Annotated in this window: 19 protein-coding genes and 1 pseudogene; 13 read left to right on the top strand and 7 right to left on the bottom strand. The window is 56.1% G+C overall.

Annotated features, from left to right (window positions below; genetic code table 11):
- Positions 1-44 precede the first annotated feature (44 nt).
- The 6 genes from accD (at position 45) to PGR29_RS06710 (ending at position 5,937) form a co-directional block, all read left to right on the top strand.
- Positions 45-959: an acetyl-CoA carboxylase, carboxyltransferase subunit beta gene (gene accD, locus PGR29_RS06735; RefSeq protein ID WP_015365554.1), complete on the top strand. Its 915-nt coding sequence runs from the start codon at positions 45-47 to the stop codon at positions 957-959.
- Positions 960-1,022: 63 nt separating this feature from the next.
- Entirely contained in the window at positions 1,023-2,291 is a 1,269-nt protein-coding gene (folC, locus tag PGR29_RS06730; protein ID WP_316424290.1) for a bifunctional tetrahydrofolate synthase/dihydrofolate synthase, read from the top strand.
- A complete protein-coding gene (gene dedD, locus PGR29_RS06725; RefSeq protein ID WP_045391498.1) occupies positions 2,281-2,979 on the top strand; it encodes a cell division protein DedD in 699 nt (232 codons plus the stop codon). The genes folC and dedD overlap by 11 nt, the downstream gene beginning before the upstream one ends.
- Before the next feature lie 220 nt (positions 2,980-3,199).
- A complete protein-coding gene (gene cvpA / locus PGR29_RS06720; RefSeq protein ID WP_015706172.1) occupies positions 3,200-3,688 on the top strand; it encodes a colicin V production protein in 489 nt (162 codons plus the stop codon).
- A gap of 33 nt (positions 3,689-3,721) precedes the next feature.
- Positions 3,722-5,239, top strand: a complete 1,518-nt coding sequence (gene purF, locus PGR29_RS06715) for an amidophosphoribosyltransferase (protein ID WP_047043320.1) — start codon at positions 3,722-3,724, stop codon at positions 5,237-5,239.
- Between the two features lie 125 nt (positions 5,240-5,364).
- Positions 5,365-5,937, top strand: a complete 573-nt coding sequence (locus PGR29_RS06710; protein WP_087860198.1) for a UbiX family flavin prenyltransferase — start codon at positions 5,365-5,367, stop codon at positions 5,935-5,937.
- Between the two features lie 110 nt (positions 5,938-6,047).
- On the opposite strand, the gene PGR29_RS06705 is transcribed toward PGR29_RS06710, so the two are convergent.
- Positions 6,048-6,176, bottom strand: coding sequence for a hypothetical protein (locus PGR29_RS06705; protein WP_161798742.1), 129 nt, complete (start codon positions 6,174-6,176; stop codon positions 6,048-6,050).
- 49 nt (positions 6,177-6,225) lie between these two features.
- On the opposite strand from PGR29_RS06705, the gene argT reads away from it, so the two are divergent.
- From argT to hisP, 5 genes are all read left to right on the top strand, one after another.
- Entirely contained in the window at positions 6,226-7,008 is a 783-nt protein-coding gene (gene argT / locus PGR29_RS06700) for a lysine/arginine/ornithine ABC transporter substrate-binding protein ArgT (protein WP_015365561.1), read from the top strand.
- A gap of 267 nt (positions 7,009-7,275) precedes the next feature.
- Positions 7,276-8,058 carry a histidine ABC transporter substrate-binding protein HisJ gene (gene hisJ / locus PGR29_RS06695; protein WP_015365563.1) on the top strand — a complete coding sequence of 261 codons (783 nt, stop codon included), beginning with the start codon at positions 7,276-7,278 and terminating at the stop codon, positions 8,056-8,058.
- Between the two features lie 66 nt (positions 8,059-8,124).
- Complete coding sequence (locus tag PGR29_RS06690) at positions 8,125-8,811, top strand: histidine ABC transporter permease HisQ (RefSeq protein WP_015365564.1); 687 nt, start codon at positions 8,125-8,127, stop codon at positions 8,809-8,811.
- Positions 8,808-9,524, top strand: a complete 717-nt coding sequence (locus PGR29_RS06685) for an ABC transporter permease (protein ID WP_015365565.1) — start codon at positions 8,808-8,810, stop codon at positions 9,522-9,524. Before PGR29_RS06690 ends, PGR29_RS06685 begins: the two co-directional genes overlap by 4 nt.
- A 7-nt stretch (positions 9,525-9,531) precedes the next feature.
- Positions 9,532-10,305 carry a histidine ABC transporter ATP-binding protein HisP gene (gene hisP / locus PGR29_RS06680; RefSeq protein WP_015365566.1) on the top strand — a complete coding sequence of 258 codons (774 nt, stop codon included), beginning with the start codon at positions 9,532-9,534 and terminating at the stop codon, positions 10,303-10,305.
- Here hisP and PGR29_RS06675 read toward each other — a convergent pair.
- From PGR29_RS06675 to yfcG, 6 genes and pseudogenes are all read right to left on the bottom strand, one after another.
- Positions 10,294-10,840: pseudogene (locus PGR29_RS06675) on the bottom strand (GNAT family N-acetyltransferase). The gene hisP and the pseudogene PGR29_RS06675 sit on opposite strands and share 12 nt — an antisense overlap.
- Before the next feature lie 75 nt (positions 10,841-10,915).
- Positions 10,916-11,470 carry a DNA-binding protein gene (locus tag PGR29_RS06670; protein WP_316424288.1) on the bottom strand — a complete coding sequence of 185 codons (555 nt, stop codon included), beginning with the start codon at positions 11,468-11,470 and terminating at the stop codon, positions 10,916-10,918.
- A gap of 3 nt (positions 11,471-11,473) precedes the next feature.
- Entirely contained in the window at positions 11,474-11,728 is a 255-nt protein-coding gene (locus PGR29_RS06665; protein ID WP_316424287.1) for a hypothetical protein, read from the bottom strand.
- 212 nt (positions 11,729-11,940) lie between these two features.
- Entirely contained in the window at positions 11,941-12,834 is an 894-nt protein-coding gene (locus PGR29_RS06660) for a TIGR01777 family oxidoreductase (protein ID WP_316424286.1), read from the bottom strand.
- 21 nt (positions 12,835-12,855) lie between these two features.
- Positions 12,856-13,218: a dihydroneopterin triphosphate 2'-epimerase gene (gene folX, locus PGR29_RS06655; protein ID WP_015365570.1), complete on the bottom strand. Its 363-nt coding sequence runs from the start codon at positions 13,216-13,218 to the stop codon at positions 12,856-12,858.
- Positions 13,219-13,283: 65 nt separating this feature from the next.
- A complete protein-coding gene (gene yfcG / locus PGR29_RS06650; protein ID WP_316424285.1) occupies positions 13,284-13,913 on the bottom strand; it encodes a GSH-dependent disulfide bond oxidoreductase in 630 nt (209 codons plus the stop codon).
- A 161-nt stretch (positions 13,914-14,074) separates the two neighbouring features.
- On the opposite strand from yfcG, the gene yfcF reads away from it, so the two are divergent.
- Together yfcF and yfcE are read left to right on the top strand one after the other, a co-directional pair.
- On the top strand, positions 14,075-14,719 hold the full coding sequence (yfcF, locus tag PGR29_RS06645) for a glutathione transferase (protein ID WP_015365572.1): 645 nt from the start codon (positions 14,075-14,077) through the stop codon (positions 14,717-14,719).
- A gap of 57 nt (positions 14,720-14,776) precedes the next feature.
- Positions 14,777-15,328 (top strand): phosphodiesterase, encoded by a 552-nt coding sequence (gene yfcE, locus PGR29_RS06640; RefSeq protein ID WP_047043293.1) that lies wholly within the window; start codon positions 14,777-14,779, stop codon positions 15,326-15,328.
- Positions 15,329-15,371: the final 43 nt, after the last annotated feature.

Below are 15,371 nucleotides of genomic sequence, written 5' to 3'. Positions count from 1 at the left end.
GCGACAAAACTGGCATCGACCAGGTTCAGGTAGAAAGGTTATCAATGAGCTGGATTGAACGAATTAAAAGCAATATAACCCCCACCCGTAAGGCAAGTATTCCTGAAGGTGTATGGACCAAGTGCGACAGCTGCGGTCAGGTACTGTACCGCGCAGAGCTGGAGCGCAACCTGGAGGTTTGCCCTAAGTGCGATCACCACATGCGTATGTCGGCGCGCAACCGCCTGCATAGCCTGCTGGACGAAGGTTCTCTCGTGGAGCTGGGTAGCGAGCTCGAGCCAAAGGATGTGCTGAAGTTCCGCGATTCGAAAAAGTATAAAGACCGTCTGGCCTCTGCACAGAAAGAGACCGGCGAGAAAGACGCGCTGGTGGTGATGAAAGGCACCCTGCACGGCATGCCTGTCGTGGCGGCGGCGTTTGAATTCGCCTTTATGGGCGGGTCGATGGGTTCCGTTGTCGGCGCGCGTTTCGTCCGCGCGGTTGAGCAGGCGCTGGAAGACAACTGCCCGCTGATCTGCTTCTCCGCCTCCGGCGGCGCCCGTATGCAGGAAGCGCTAATGTCTCTGATGCAGATGGCGAAGACCTCCGCGGCGCTGGCGAAAATGCAGGAGCGCGGTTTACCGTACATCTCCGTACTGACCGACCCGACCATGGGCGGCGTCTCCGCGAGTTTCGCGATGCTGGGCGATCTTAATATCGCCGAGCCGAAAGCGCTGATCGGCTTCGCCGGTCCTCGCGTTATCGAGCAGACCGTGCGTGAGAAGCTGCCGCCGGGGTTCCAGCGCAGTGAGTTCCTGATTGAAAAAGGGGCGATCGACATGATTATCCGTCGTCCTGAAATGCGTCTGAAATTAGCCAGCATCCTGGCGAAACTGATGAATCTTCCTTCGCCGCAGGCCGATGCGCCTCACGAAGGCGAGGTGGTACCACCGGTACCGGATCAGGAACCAGAGGCCTGATAATGCAGAGGGCAGGGCCGACAGGCGCTGCCCTTTTTTTTACCGTTAACTTTCGCGGACATCATGGAAAAAGATCCTATTCCTCAGGCCACGTCGCCCCTGGCTACGTGGCTTTCTTATCTGGAGCATCTGCACAGTAAAGCCATCGACCTGGGGCTTTCGCGGGTGAGCGAAGTCGCCGGACGGATGGCGATACTAAAACCGGCGCCGTTTGTCTTTACCGTGGCGGGTACCAACGGCAAAGGCACCACCTGCCGGACGCTGGAATCCGTGCTGATGGCGGCGGGCTATAAAGTTGGCGTGTATAGTTCGCCGCATCTGGTGCGCTATACCGAACGCGTGCGTATCCAGGGCGCCGAGCTGCCGGAAGCGGCGCATACCGCCTCATTTGCCGAAATCGAAGCGGCGCGCGGCGATATCTCGCTGAGCTATTTTGAATTTGGCACGCTGTCCGCGCTATGGCTGTTTAAGCAGGCGCAGCTGGATGTAGTTATCCTGGAGGTGGGCCTCGGTGGACGCCTGGACGCCACGAATATCGTCGATGCCGACGTGGCGGTGGTCACCAGCATCGCGCTGGATCATACCGACTGGCTGGGGCCGGATCGTGAAAGCATTGGCCGTGAAAAAGCGGGTATCTTCCGCGCCGGTAAACCGGCGGTGGTGGGCGAACCCGATATGCCGCAGACGATCGCCGACGTGGCGAATGAAAAGGGCGCGACGCTGCTGCGCCGCGACCATGACTGGCGCTATAGCGTGACGGACCAGTCATGGAACTTTTCCGATGGTCAGGGCGAGTTGGCAGGGCTACCGTTGCCGCAGGTTCCATTGCCCAACGCCGCGACGGCGCTGGCGGCGCTGCGCGCCAGCGGGCTTAACGTCGCTGAACAGGCGCTGCGCGACGGCATTCATCACGCCATGCTCCCGGGCCGCTTTCAGATTATCAGCGACGCGCCGCGGGTGATCCTCGATGTCGCGCATAACCCGCATGCGGCGGCTTATCTCGCCGGGCGTCTCAAAACCTTAGCGAAAACGGGGCGCGTACTGGCGGTTATTGGTATGCTGCATGATAAAGATATCGCCGGAACCCTGGCGAATCTGGCGCCTGAAGTAGATGCGTGGTACTGCGCGCCGCTGGAAGGGCCGCGCGGCGCCACGGCGGACCAGCTGATTACGCATCTGCGCGCAGGGCAAAGTTATGACAGCGTAGCGCAGGCGTGGCATGCCGCTATGGCGGATGCCAAAGCCGAAGATACGGTGCTGGTGTGTGGTTCCTTCCACACGGTAGCGCATGTAATGGAAGAGATAGACGCGGGGAGAATCGGTGGCGAGTAAGTTTCAGAACCGTTTAGTCGGGACGATTGTACTGGTAGCGCTGGGGGTAATTATTCTCCCGGGGCTGCTCGACGGTCAGAAAAAACATTATCAGGATGAGTTTGCGGCGATCCCGTTGGTGCCGAAGCCGGGCGATCGCGATGAGCCGGATATGCTGCCGGCGGCTACCCAGGCGCTGCCTTCGCAGCCGCCGGAAGGCGCCGCGGAAGAGGTGAGAGCGGGAGACGCCGCGGCGCCATCGCTGGATCCGTCGCGCATCCCGGTGAACAACAATAGCTTCGATGAAGTCCAGGAGCCGGTGGTGGCCGCCAAGCCGCAGCCGAAACCACAGCCGAAGCCGGTTGAGAAGCCGCAGCCGCAGCAGGTCGCGCAGACGCCGCCGCCGGCGAAACCGCAGCCGCAACCACAGCCGCAACAGCAGCAGGCCGCTATTCCGGCGCCGACCGGAAAAGCCTATGTGGTGCAGTTAGGGGCGTTGAAGAATGCCGATAAGGTTAACGAAATCGTAGGTAAGCTGCGTTCCTCGGGCTTTAAAGCCTGGACATCGCCATCCACGCCGGTTCAGGGTAAAATTACCCGTATTCTGGTGGGGCCGGATGCGTCGAAAGACAAGCTGAAGGGGCAACTCGGCGAGCTGCAGCAGATTTCTGGCCTGAGCGGCGTGGTCATGGGGTATAGCCCGAATTAAAAAATGACATCCGCTCTGATTGGGCGAGCTGGCAGGCGGGTTAACCTGCTGAAACCCTTGCCGGATACGCCCTGAAGAGGCGTCAGGCAGTATGGCGTTGAATGTTTTTTCAGCGCCATTTTTATTTCTGTAGGGCACGGAAATCCCTACGCAAACGTTTTCTTTTTCTGTTAGAATGCGCCCCGAACTGGACGACAGGGCGTAAAATCGTGGGATGTATATGGTCTGGATTGATTACGCCATTATTGCGGTAATTGGTTTTTCCTGTTTGGTTAGCCTTATCCGCGGCTTTGTTCGTGAAGCGTTATCGCTGGTGACATGGGGATGTGCCTTCTTTGTCGCCAGTCATTACTACACTTACCTGGCTGTCTGGTTCACGGGCTTTGAAGACGAACTGGTCCGAAATGGGATTGCTATCGCGATATTGTTTATCGCAACGCTTATCGTCGGCGCTATCGTTAACTATGTGATAGGCGCTCTGGTAGAGAAAACCGGTCTGTCAGGAACAGACAGGGTGTTGGGGATCTGTTTTGGCGCCCTGCGCGGCGTGCTTATCGTCTCCGCTATTCTGTTCTTTCTCGATAGCTTCACCGGTATGGCAAAAAGTGAAGACTGGCAAAAGTCTGAGCTTATCCCGCAGTTCAGTTTCGTTATCAGATGGTTCTTTGACTATCTGCAGAGCTCGTCAAGTTTCTTGCCCAAAGCATAAGCGTTGGGATGTAGCTTAACGAGGAAAAGACGTATGTGCGGTATTGTCGGTATCGCCGGTGTTATGCCGGTAAACCAGTCGATTTATGACGCGTTAACGGTGCTTCAGCATCGTGGGCAGGATGCCGCGGGCATCATCACCATTGATGCAAATAACTGCTTCCGTTTGCGTAAAGCTAACGGACTGGTGAGCGATGTGTTCGAAGCGCGCCACATGCAGCGTATGCAGGGAAATATGGGGATTGGCCACGTCCGTTACCCAACGGCAGGCAGTTCCAGCGCTTCTGAAGCGCAGCCTTTTTACGTTAACTCGCCCTACGGCATTACGTTGGCCCATAATGGCAACCTGACCAATGCCCACGAGCTGCGTCAAAAGCTGTTTGAAGAAAAACGCCGCCACATCAACACCACCTCCGATTCCGAAATTCTGCTCAATATCTTCGCCAGCGAGCTGGATAATTTCCGTCATTACCCGCTGGAAGCCGATAACATTTTCGCCGCGATTGCCGCGACGAACCGCCAGATTCGCGGCGCGTACGCCTGCGTGGCGATGATTATCGGCCACGGTATGGTCGCCTTCCGCGACCCGAACGGTATCCGTCCGCTGGTGCTCGGCAAGCGCGATATCGGCGATGGCCGCACCGAGTACATGGTCGCCTCCGAAAGCGTGGCGCTGGATACACTGGGCTTTGAATTTCTGCGTGACGTCGCGCCGGGAGAAGCGGTCTACATCACCGAGAAAGGCCAGCTGTTTACCCGCCAGTGCGCGGAAAACCCGGTCAGCAACCCATGCCTGTTCGAATACGTCTATTTCGCGCGTCCGGACTCCTTTATCGACAAGATTTCCGTCTATAGCGCCCGTGTGAACATGGGCACGAAGCTTGGCGAGAAAATTGCCCGTGAGTGGGAAGATCTGGATATCGATGTCGTTATTCCGATCCCGGAAACCTCCTGCGATATCGCCCTGGAGATTGCTCGTATCCTCGATAAACCCTATCGTCAGGGCTTCGTCAAAAACCGCTATGTTGGCCGTACCTTTATCATGCCGGGCCAGCAGCTGCGCCGTAAATCCGTGCGCCGTAAGCTGAACGCCAACCGCGCCGAATTCCGTGATAAGAACGTGCTGCTGGTGGATGACTCTATCGTTCGCGGCACCACTTCTGAACAGATTATCGAAATGGCGCGCGAAGCCGGCGCGAAGAAAGTGTATCTGGCCTCCGCTGCGCCGGAAATTCGCTTCCCGAACGTTTACGGTATCGATATGCCGACCGCCAACGAGCTTATCGCCCACGGTCGCGAAGTTGACGAGATCCGTCAGATCATCGGCGCTGATGGCCTGATTTTCCAGGATCTGGACGATCTGATCGAAGCGGTACGCGCTGAGAACCCGGACATTCAACAGTTCGAGTGTTCGGTCTTTAACGGCGTGTACGTCACCAAAGACGTTGACCAACAGTATCTCGATTATCTTGATTCTCTGCGTAACGATGATGCCAAAGCGGTCCAACTGCAAACCGAAGTTGAAAACTTAGAGATGCATAACGAAGGCTAATTGGTCCCTTGTCGCTGGCCCGCCGTCTTTCGAAGACCGCGGGCCTTTTTATTTTTACCCGCCAGGTTGCGTCGGGGACTATAATCCGGCAAAGTCTGCGGCATTACGCGCAAGAGGAATACATCGTGAAACGACTCATTATCGGCATTTCCGGCGCCAGCGGCGCGATTTACGGCGTACGCTTGCTACAGGTTCTGCGTGATGTCGCCGGGGTCGAGACCCATCTGATAATGAGCCAGGCAGCACGTCAGACGCTGTCGCTGGAAACCGACTACTCGCTGCGGGAAGTGCAGGCGCTGGCCGATGTGGTACACGACGCGCGCGATATCGCCGCCAGCATCTCCTCCGGCTCGTTTAAAACCAGTGGGATGGTTATTCTACCGTGCTCGATGAAAACGCTCTCTGGCATCGTCAATAGCTATACCGACGGTCTGCTGACCCGCGCGGCGGACGTGGTGTTAAAAGAGCGCCGCCCGCTGGTGCTTTGCGTACGCGAGACGCCGTTCCACCTGGGGCATCTGCGTTTAATGGTGCAGGCGGCGGAAATGGGCGCGGTGATTATGCCGCCGGTGCCGGCCTTCTATCATCGTCCGCAGACGCTGGACGATGTGATTAATCAGACGGTTAATCGGGTTGTCGATCAGTTCGATATTGAGCTGCCGCAGGACCTGTTTACCCGCTGGCAGGGCGGAGCATGATGCACCTGTTTGGTGCATTTTATTTACCTTTGCCTTCCGCTGGTGCATTTTTGTTGTCCTGATCAAATCCTCGACATTTAATTTGTTTTTTTGCGTTTTGCCGCTGCGGTTTATCCGCCAATGCTGGTATCTTCCCTCTTAAGACAATCTTGCAACTTTATATTAACAAATTTAACGCTGTTACCGGCACGCACCGGGAAAATGGCATAAAACCTGCAAGAACCGTCGGCAACATACATAACCAGACAGCGCACAACATAACAACATCACGACACTTAAGGGCTTTCTATGAAGAAGACGATCCTGGCTCTCTCGTTAATCATGGGAATCAGCAGCGCCGCCAGCGTATCTGCGGCGCTGCCGCAAAGTATCCGCATCGGCACCGATACCACCTATGCGCCTTTCTCGTCGAAGGATTCGAAGGGCAACTTTATTGGCTTTGACATCGATCTGGGCAATGAACTGTGCTCGCGCATCAAGGTGAAGTGCACCTGGGTGGGCAGCGATTTTGACGCGCTGATCCCCTCGCTGAAAGCGAAGAAAATCGACGCGATTATCTCGTCGCTGTCGATTACCGAAAAACGCCAGCAGGAGATTGCTTTCTCTGACAAACTGTACGCGGCAGATTCTCGTCTGATCGCGGCAAAAGGCTCGCCGATTCAGCCTACGCTGGAGTCGCTGAAAGGCAAGCATGTTGGCGTACTGCAGGGCTCTACTCAGGAGGCCTATGCCAACGAACGCTGGCGCAGCCAGGGCGTGGATGTTGTCGCCTATGCTAACCAGGATCTGATCTATTCCGACCTCGCCGCAGGGCGCCTCGATGCGGCGCTGCAGGATGAAGTCGCGGCCAGCGAAGGTTTCCTCAAACAACCTGCCGGTAAAGATTACGCCTTTGCCGGTCCTTCCGTTAAAGACAAAAAATACTTCGGCGATGGTACCGGCATCGGCCTGCGCAAAGAAGATGGCGAGCTGAAAGCCGCGTTCGACAAAGCGCTGGGTGAAATGCGTAAAGACGGCACCTACGACAAAATGGCGAAGAAATACTTCAACTTTAACGTCTACGGCGATTAAGACTGTAGCGGTCTGGTTATGCCAGGCCGCTCCATTGCGACGCGGTTATTGTTGCCCTTGATAGGTGCAAGCGGTTGACGGCTTGCACCAGAATGGGGCGATAGCAGTTTTTCTTTGTTCAGAAAATGCATAGTTAAGCGTTTCTGATGCAAAAAAATCTGCTTTCCTGCGCATTTTGCTTTGCCTTGGCAGGGCGAATAATGGCACGATAACTGGCGTAAGTGCTTCTAATAAACCCGTTAGAATGACAGTCTGTTGAGGATAATTATGAAAAAACTGGCGTTGTCTCTTTCTTTGGCGCTGGCCCTTTCCAGCGTTTCCACGGTATTCGCAGCCATTCCACAGAAAATCCGTATTGGTACCGATCCTACTTATGCGCCGTTCGAATCGAAGAATGCGCAGGGGCAATTGATCGGTTTTGACATCGATCTGGCGAAAGAGCTGTGTAAGCGTATTAATACCCAATGTACCTTCGTTGAAAACCCGCTGGATGCGCTGATCCCCTCGTTAAAAGCGAAGAAAATCGATGCGATTATGTCCTCGCTGTCGATTACCGAAAAGCGCCAGCAGGAAATTGCCTTCACCGACAAACTTTATGCCGCTGACTCCCGTCTGGTGGTGAAAAAGGGCAGCGATATTACGCCAGACCTGAGCAAGCTGAAAGGCAAGCGCATTGGCGTGCTGCAGGGCACCACTCAGGAAACCTACGGCAACGAGCACTGGGCGCCGAAAGGCATTGAAATTGTCTCCTATCAGGGCCAGGACAATATCTATTCCGACCTGACCGCGGGCCGTATTGACGCTGCGTTCCAGGATGAGGTCGCCGCCAGCGAAGGTTTCCTCAAACAGCCGATTGGCAAAGATTATCAGTTTGGCGGCCCGTCCATTAAGGATGAGAAGTTGTTTGGCGTCGGTACCGGCATGGGCCTGCGTAAAGACGACACCGAGCTGCGTGAAGCGCTAAATAAAGCTTTCGCCGAGATGCGTAAAGACGGCACTTACGACAAGCTGGCGAAGAAATATTTCGACTTTAACGTGTACGGCGACTAATCATCGTTAGTACCTCGCCGCACGCGTTTTCACGTGCGGCGATCGATGACAGACAGGGCAGACAGCATGCTGTACGGGTTCTCACAGGTTATTTTTCAGGGCGCGCTGGTCACCCTCGAGCTGGCGCTTAGCTCGGTGGTGCTGGCGGTCCTTATCGGGCTGGTGGGCGCGGGGGCGAAACTATCCGCCAACCGGCCTATGGCGCTGGTGTTTGAAGGCTATACCACGTTGATCCGCGGGGTGCCGGATCTGGTGCTGATGCTGCTGATTTTCTATGGGCTACAGATCGCCCTTAACAGCATCACCGATGCATTAGGCATGGCGCAATTTGATATTGATCCGATGATTGCCGGTATTATCACCCTCGGCTTTATCTATGGTGCGTACTTCACTGAAACCTTCCGCGGCGCGTTTCTGGCGGTGCCGAAAGGCCATATTGAAGCGGCGACGGCATTTGGCTTTAGCGGCTGGCAGACGTTCCGCCGTATCCTGTTTCCGGCGATGATGCGCTATGCGCTGCCCGGTATCGGCAACAACTGGCAGGTCATTCTCAAAGCCACTGCGCTGGTGTCGCTGCTCGGTCTGGAAGACGTGGTGAAGGCAACGCAGCTGGCGGGCAAAAGTACCTGGCAGCCGTTCTATTTCGCTATCGTCTGCGGGGCGATCTATCTGGTGTTTACCACGATTTCCAATGGTGTGCTGCTGCTGCTTGAACGCCGCTACTCCGTGGGTGTGAAGAGGGCTGACCTGTGATTGAAATTATTCAGGAGTACTGGAAATCCCTGCTGTGGACCGACGGTTACCGTTTTACCGGCGTGGCGATCACCCTGTGGCTGTTGATTGCTTCAGTGGTGATGGGCGGCATCCTCGCGGTGTTTCTCGCCATCGGGCGCGTATCGAGCAATAAATACATTCAGTTTCCGATCTGGCTGTTTACCTATATTTTCCGCGGTACGCCGCTGTACGTGCAGCTGCTGGTGTTTTACTCCGGGATGTATACGCTGGAAATCGTCAAAGGCAGCGATCTATTGAATGCGTTTTTCCGCAGCGGCCTGAACTGTACGGTGTTGGCATTGACCTTAAATACCTGCGCCTACACCACCGAGATTTTTGCCGGGGCGATTCGTTCGGTGGCGCCGGGCGAGATTGAAGCTGCGCGGGCTTACGGCTTTTCGTCTGTTAAGCTGTATCGCTGCATTATTTTGCCCTCTGCGCTACGTATTGCGTTACCCGCGTACAGCAACGAAGTCATTCTGATGCTGCACTCGACGGCGCTGGCGTTTACCGCCACGGTGCCGGATTTGCTGAAAATCGCGCGCGATATTAACTCGGCGACCTATCAGCCGTTTACCGCTTTCGGTATCGCCGCGGTACTGTACTTAATTATTTCGTATGTGCTGATTAGCTTGTTCCGCAAGGCGGAAAAGCGCTGGCTGCAGCATATCAAACCTTCTTCGACGCACTGAGAAAGCCATGACCGACAATAAATTAAGCGTTATCGATCTGCATAAACGTTACGGCGAGCACGAGGTGCTGAAAGGCGTCTCGCTGAAAGCGAAGGCCGGAGACGTGATTAGTATTATCGGCTCATCGGGTTCTGGTAAAAGTACCTTCCTGCGCTGCATTAACTTTCTTGAGAAGCCAAGCGAAGGAACGATTATCGTCAACGGGCAGAATATTGGCCTGGTGCGCGATAAAGACGGCCAGTTGAAGGTAGCGGATAAAAACCAGCTGCGTCTGCTGCGCACGCGACTGACGATGGTGTTCCAGCACTTCAACCTGTGGAGCCACATGACGGTACTGGAAAACGTCATGGAGGCGCCGATTCAGGTGCTCGGCCTTAACAAACAGGAAGCGCGCGAGCGGGCGGTGAAGTATCTGGCGAAAGTCGGCATCGATGAACGCCAGCAGATCAAATATCCGGTACATCTTTCCGGCGGTCAGCAGCAGCGCGTGTCCATCGCGCGGGCGCTGGCGATGGAGCCGGACGTACTGCTGTTTGATGAACCGACATCGGCACTGGATCCGGAGCTGGTGGGCGAAGTGTTGCGTATTATGCAAAAACTGGCGGAAGAGGGGAAAACCATGGTGGTCGTCACCCACGAAATGGGCTTTGCCCGCCACGTCTCTTCACACGTGATTTTCCTCCATCAGGGAAGAATCGAAGAAGAGGGGCATCCCGACGAGCTATTCGGCAACCCGAAAAGCCAGCGCCTGCAGCAGTTCCTTAAAGGTTCACTGAAGTAATCGCTCATTCCCGGCGGCTTTGCTCGCCGGGAATGACTTAACGTTCCAGCCGGTAGATCCAATCATCGTAATCCACACCGTTGAGGTGCCAGGCGTTTTCCAGCACCTGAATGCGTACAAAACCGTGCGTTTCCAGCAGCCGCGACGACCCCAGGTTATCTCCCAGCACCCAGGCATTAATGGCGTTGATGCCAAGGATGGTAAAGCCGTAATCACAAATCGCGCGCAGCGCTTCGCTGGCGTAGCCCTGACCCTGCGCTTGCGGCAGTAGCGCGTAGCCGACGTCTGCCTCGTGGGGGTTTTTCGTACTGATGCGCAGACCAATATCTCCCAGCGGTGTGCCGGCAGAATCGCGCAATACAAAGACGCCGGCATCTTCGCAGCGGCATTCAAACACGCTGCGTAGCGCCGTTTCGCTTAACACCTCACCCATGTAACGCATGACGTCAGGATCCTGACGCAGACGCAGAAAAAAGGGCCAATCGGCCGGAGTGAAGCGGGAAAGCAACAGGCGGGGCGTGGTTATCGTAGTCATAAAGCGGTTAATCAGCTAAAACGAAAGCCTACTTTACCACCATACTGCGCCGGGTAACATGCTCGCCCTCGCGAATCAGCCTGCGGGTGGCGTGGCGCTCAGACTTTGCAGGTAGCGCTGCACGCGGTGATTTTCCGGTGAACGGCGAAGCTGGAGCGCCAGGTTGAGGCTATCCAGCAGTTGGGCGTTAGCCACCATCGGCGAATCGGCGGCGATGCGCTTTTCCGCGACTAACCATTCAACGACCGATTTCCAGCGCCAGAGAGGGGAATTGCCTTTCACACGTTGTACGGGGCCGGGAAAGCGCCCGCTGCCGCGAGCGCCCTCTTTTAATAGAGCGATCGCCTGGCGGGAGACGCCGATAAGTTCGGCGATATCGCTCAGCCCGACCAATGTCGAATCGATGGACTCCACGCGGATATCTGGCAGCGCGGCAGTTTCTACATCGCGGATGGCGGACAGCGCCGCCTGCTCCAGCGATTGGCCCTCGCGATCGAACTCCAGGTAAACCGCAGTACCGTAAAAGCAGACCAGCGCGTCGCAACAGCCTGCGGCAAAGAGCGCATCTTCCAGTCCTGGCGTTTGACTGGTGACGCCGGACAGCGTCAGCGTAAAATTAAATATCGGCATCGTTTAGCGTTCCTTATGCGTGATGCGCCCGGTAGCCGGGATGGGACACCGTTCGACCATTCTGATTATTTGCCGGGCGTGGTTTTCAGGGACGGCGGGCGTCGACCAAATGCTCATCATATATTCACGGTGTTCAGCCACGCCGCAGACGAGGCGGCCAAAGCAATGAGCGCTTTTACCTGCAGGCAGCAATATCCACCCCCGCGCCAGCGCCGTGGCGATCGCCATCCTGATATGTTTGTCCGGATGTTCCTTCATCGTTAAATCCTGCTCACAATAAAAAGAGTGTTGACGGTTGTCAACGTGTTTTGAGGATATATTCCTCGTCAGGACGTTATGGCAGGAGAAGAATTTTGCGGTTGGAATGCGCTTCACAAGAAGCGTAGCAAGGAGGACGAGGAACAACGATTTGCGAGGCGGCTTCCGCCCAAGGGAAGAGAACGGGGAGCCATTGCTCCCCGTTTATCGACTTAGCTCAACACATCCTTCAGAGCCTCTTCCAGATCGTACCAGCGAAAGCTAAAGCCGGCGGCTTCCAGGCGTTTAGGCAGCGCGCGCTGGCCGCCGAGCACCAGTACCGAGGATTCCCCCATCAGCAGGCGAATGGCGGCGGCGGGAACGCGAAAAATCGCCGGGCGATTGAGCGCGTGGCCGAGAGCGTGGGCAAACTGTTCGTTACGCACGGGATAGGGCGAGACCATATTGAACGGGCCGCGCAGATCGTTATCCAGCAGCCACAGAATACCGTTCACCATATCATCGATATGGATCCACGCCAGATACTGGCGACCGTCGCCGATAGGGCCGCCCAGGCCAAGCTTAAACGCGGGCGTCATTTTGGCCAGGATCCCGCCGCGCGGCGCTAAGACGACGCCGGTGCGCAACAGGCACACGCGCGTGCGATCGCTTTGTGCCTCACAGGCGATTTGCTCCCAGCGGGCGCAAAGTTTATGGGTAAATTCGTTGTGCGGTGGCTCTTCCTCGGTCACCACGACTTCACCGAGGTCGCCGTAATAGCCGGTAGCGGAACCGCTAATCAGCGCTGACGGTGGGGTTTCGCTGGCTTTAAATAACGCGACCAGCTGGCGGGTGATGTCCCAGCGGCTGTGACACAGGCGCTCTTTTTGCTCTGCCGTCCAGCGCTTATCGGCGATCGGTTCACCGGCGAGATTGATAACGGCGTCAAAGCCATCGAGGTTGTTTTGCCCATCGAAACCGCGCCACAGCGTGACGCGGGGATCGAGACGGGCTTTCGCGCGTTCAGGAGTGCGGGTGGAAACCGTGAGCTGGTGCCCAAGTTCCAGCAGCCTGGGAATAAGATGCCGACCAATGAGCCCGGTACCGCCAGTGAGCAGGATTTTCATACCGCCTCCCTAACAAACGTTTTAGCGCCGCCAGCTCATGGTCATCGATACTGAGTCGGCATAGCGCAGCGCGTGAAGTTTATCGATCTCTACTTCAGCATAAGTGACCCAGTGATGTTCGCATGCGATATTGAGCACATCCTGGGTTAATTTTTCCAGCAGCGAGAAGCGGTTATTCTCGATATGGCTGATGATGCGCTTAGTAATGGTGCGATAGTTCAGAGCATCGTTGATGTCTTCGCTGTCGCGAGCCTTATCGGCCGGATAGTGAATCACCACATTCACCAATACATCCTGTCGGTTGGCGATCTCTTCCTCTTTGATTCCAATAAAAGTACGCAGGCGCAGGTTCTTAATACGAATAATGGCGTCTGGCTGAGACATTGCAGGCTTCCTCCGTGTAGTAATTTCCGCAATCATACATGAAAGCACGCCCTGCGAGCAGGGGATTAATACTGTTGCGTTTTGAGTAGCGCTTGTTGCGTTGCCGGGCGCTGGCGGATGCGTTCAAACCAGTTATGCACCGCTGGGAACTGGCTAAGATCGATGCGTTGGCGCGAGTGGGCATTAATCCATGGCCAGCAGGCGATATCGGCGATACTGTAGTGCTCGCCGCCCAGCCATGGACTGGTTTCAAGACGCCGGTTCATTACGCCATAGAGGCGCTGGCTTTCGACCTGATAGCGTTCAATGGCGTAAGGGACAGCCTGAGGCGCGTGATGGTTAAAGTGGTGGTTTTGCCCAAGCATTGGCCCCAGACCGCCGACCTGCCAGAATAGCCATTGCAGGGTAGTATGCCGCTCGCGCAGCTCGCCGCTTAGTAATTTTCCCGATTTCTCCGCCAGATAGAGCAGGATCTCTCCGGACTCAAACAGGCTTAACGGCGCGCCGCCGTCGACCGGAACGTGGTCAACGATCGCCGGGATCTTATTATTTGGCGAGATAGCCAGAAACTGCGGGCGAAACTGTTCACCTTTGCCGATATCGACGCGTATCAGGCGATAGGCCAGCTGCGCCTCTTCCAGAAAAAGGATGATTTTGTGGCCGTTGGGGGTGGGTGCATAGTAAAGATCGATCATGAGGTCTCCCGCCATCGAAGGTCGCAAACGTTTCGAGTATAGGCGACCTGCGCCATCGCGGGGCAAAGATTATATTGCGAAATCCTCATGCGGCTGCCAGTGACATCTTATAGCAGACCAGCTATGTTGATTTATCTCCCCCTGGCTTCATTGAGGATGTCATGAATCAGCCTGTTATTACCCTGTGGTCCGATGCCGATTTTTTCTCCCCCTATGTGATGTCCGTGTATGTGGCGCTGCAGGAAAAAAGCCTGCCGTTCACCCTTAAAACCGTCAATCTCGACAGCGGCGAGCATCTGCAGCCGGGCTGGAAGGGCTACTCCGCGACACGGCGCGTGCCGCTGCTGGAAGTGGATAATTTTTCGCTAAGCGAATCCTCGGCCATTACCGAATACCTTGACGAACGCTTTGCGCCGCCGGAGTGGGAGCGCTTGTATCCGCACGACCTGCAAAAACGCGCGCGGGCGCGGCAGGTGCAGGCCTGGCTGCGAAGCGATCTGATGCCCATACGCGAAGAACGTTCTACCGACGTGGTGTTTGGCGGCGCGAAGAAGCCCGCGCTTAGCGCCGCGGGGCAAACCAGCGCGGCTAAACTCTTTGCGACCGCCGGCGCGCTTTTGGCGCATGGCGGGCAGAATCTATTTGGCGAATGGTGTATTGCCGATGCCGATCTTGCGCTGATGCTAAACCGTCTGGTGCTGAACGGCGACGAGGTGCCGGAAGCGCTGGCGGACTACGCGACCTTCCAGTGGCAGCGGGCGTCTGTTCAGCGTTATGCCGCACTGTCGGCTAAACGTAGCGGCTGATAAGCGCAGGCAGTTCCGTTATCATAGACAGACCGTATTGTCTGGTAAGGGGTTGATATGAAACTGATGTTCGCATCCGATATTCACGGTTCGCTGCCTGCGACCGAACGCGTTCTGGAACGCTTCGCGCAGAGCGGGGCGCAGTGGCTGGTTATCCTCGGCGATGTGCTCAATCACGGGCCGCGCAACGCGCTGCCGGAAGGGTATGCGCCGGCGCAGGTCGCCGAGCGGCTGAACAGCGTCGCGCAGCGGATTATCGCCGTCCGCGGTAACTGTGATAGCGAAGTCGATCAAATGCTGCTGCATTTCCCCATTACCGCCCCCTGGCAGCAGGTGCTTAGCGAACGCTACCGCCTGTTTCTGACCCACGGTCATCTCTATAGTCCGGATAATTTGCCGCCGCTCGCCGCTGGCGATGTACTGGCTTATGGTCATACTCATATTCCGGTTGCCGAGAAACGCGGCGATATTTTCCTCTTCAATCCTGGTTCTGTGAGCATCCCGAAAGGCGGCTTTGCCGCCAGCTACGGCATGCTGGAAGATGATCGGCTGCAGGTTTTCGCACTCAAAGATAATCAGGTTATTGCAGAGGCCGCGATTTACCCGTAATTTACCCCTCAATCGTAAAGACGCGCCGCGAGAGCGCTTAAAA

Origin of the sequence: Klebsiella sp. 141203, from assembly GCF_032601985.1 — a bacterium.
GTDB classification, from domain to species: domain Bacteria; phylum Pseudomonadota; class Gammaproteobacteria; order Enterobacterales; family Enterobacteriaceae; genus Klebsiella; species Klebsiella aerogenes.
Note: the sequence above shows the minus strand (reverse complement) of the source record. Positions and strands in the feature narration are given on the sequence as shown.

What these genes read in the sequence shown, in the direction of transcription:
- purF (WP_047043320.1), top strand. Translation starts at nt 3,722, where the DNA reads ATGTGCGGTATTGTCGGTATCGCCGGTGTTATGCCGGTAAACCAGTCG.
- yfcG (WP_316424285.1), bottom strand. Translation starts at nt 13,913, where the DNA reads ATGATCGATCTTTACTATGCACCCACCCCCAACGGCCACAAAATCATC.
- PGR29_RS06670 (WP_316424288.1), bottom strand. Translation starts at nt 11,470, where the DNA reads ATGCCGATATTTAATTTTACGCTGACGCTGTCCGGCGTCACCAGTCAA.
- PGR29_RS06705 (WP_161798742.1), bottom strand. Translation starts at nt 6,176, where the DNA reads ATGTATGTTGCCGACGGTTCTTGCAGGTTTTATGCCATTTTCCCGGTG.
- argT (WP_015365561.1), top strand. Translation starts at nt 6,226, where the DNA reads ATGAAGAAGACGATCCTGGCTCTCTCGTTAATCATGGGAATCAGCAGC.
- accD (WP_015365554.1), top strand. Translation starts at nt 45, where the DNA reads ATGAGCTGGATTGAACGAATTAAAAGCAATATAACCCCCACCCGTAAG.
- PGR29_RS06660 (WP_316424286.1), bottom strand. Translation starts at nt 12,834, where the DNA reads ATGAAAATCCTGCTCACTGGCGGTACCGGGCTCATTGGTCGGCATCTT.
- PGR29_RS06665 (WP_316424287.1), bottom strand. Translation starts at nt 11,728, where the DNA reads ATGAAGGAACATCCGGACAAACATATCAGGATGGCGATCGCCACGGCG.
- PGR29_RS06690 (WP_015365564.1), top strand. Translation starts at nt 8,125, where the DNA reads ATGCTGTACGGGTTCTCACAGGTTATTTTTCAGGGCGCGCTGGTCACC.
- hisJ (WP_015365563.1), top strand. Translation starts at nt 7,276, where the DNA reads ATGAAAAAACTGGCGTTGTCTCTTTCTTTGGCGCTGGCCCTTTCCAGC.
- folC (WP_316424290.1), top strand. Translation starts at nt 1,023, where the DNA reads ATGGAAAAAGATCCTATTCCTCAGGCCACGTCGCCCCTGGCTACGTGG.
- yfcE (WP_047043293.1), top strand. Translation starts at nt 14,777, where the DNA reads ATGAAACTGATGTTCGCATCCGATATTCACGGTTCGCTGCCTGCGACC.
- folX (WP_015365570.1), bottom strand. Translation starts at nt 13,218, where the DNA reads ATGTCTCAGCCAGACGCCATTATTCGTATTAAGAACCTGCGCCTGCGT.
- yfcF (WP_015365572.1), top strand. Translation starts at nt 14,075, where the DNA reads ATGAATCAGCCTGTTATTACCCTGTGGTCCGATGCCGATTTTTTCTCC.
- cvpA (WP_015706172.1), top strand. Translation starts at nt 3,200, where the DNA reads ATGGTCTGGATTGATTACGCCATTATTGCGGTAATTGGTTTTTCCTGT.
- hisP (WP_015365566.1), top strand. Translation starts at nt 9,532, where the DNA reads ATGACCGACAATAAATTAAGCGTTATCGATCTGCATAAACGTTACGGC.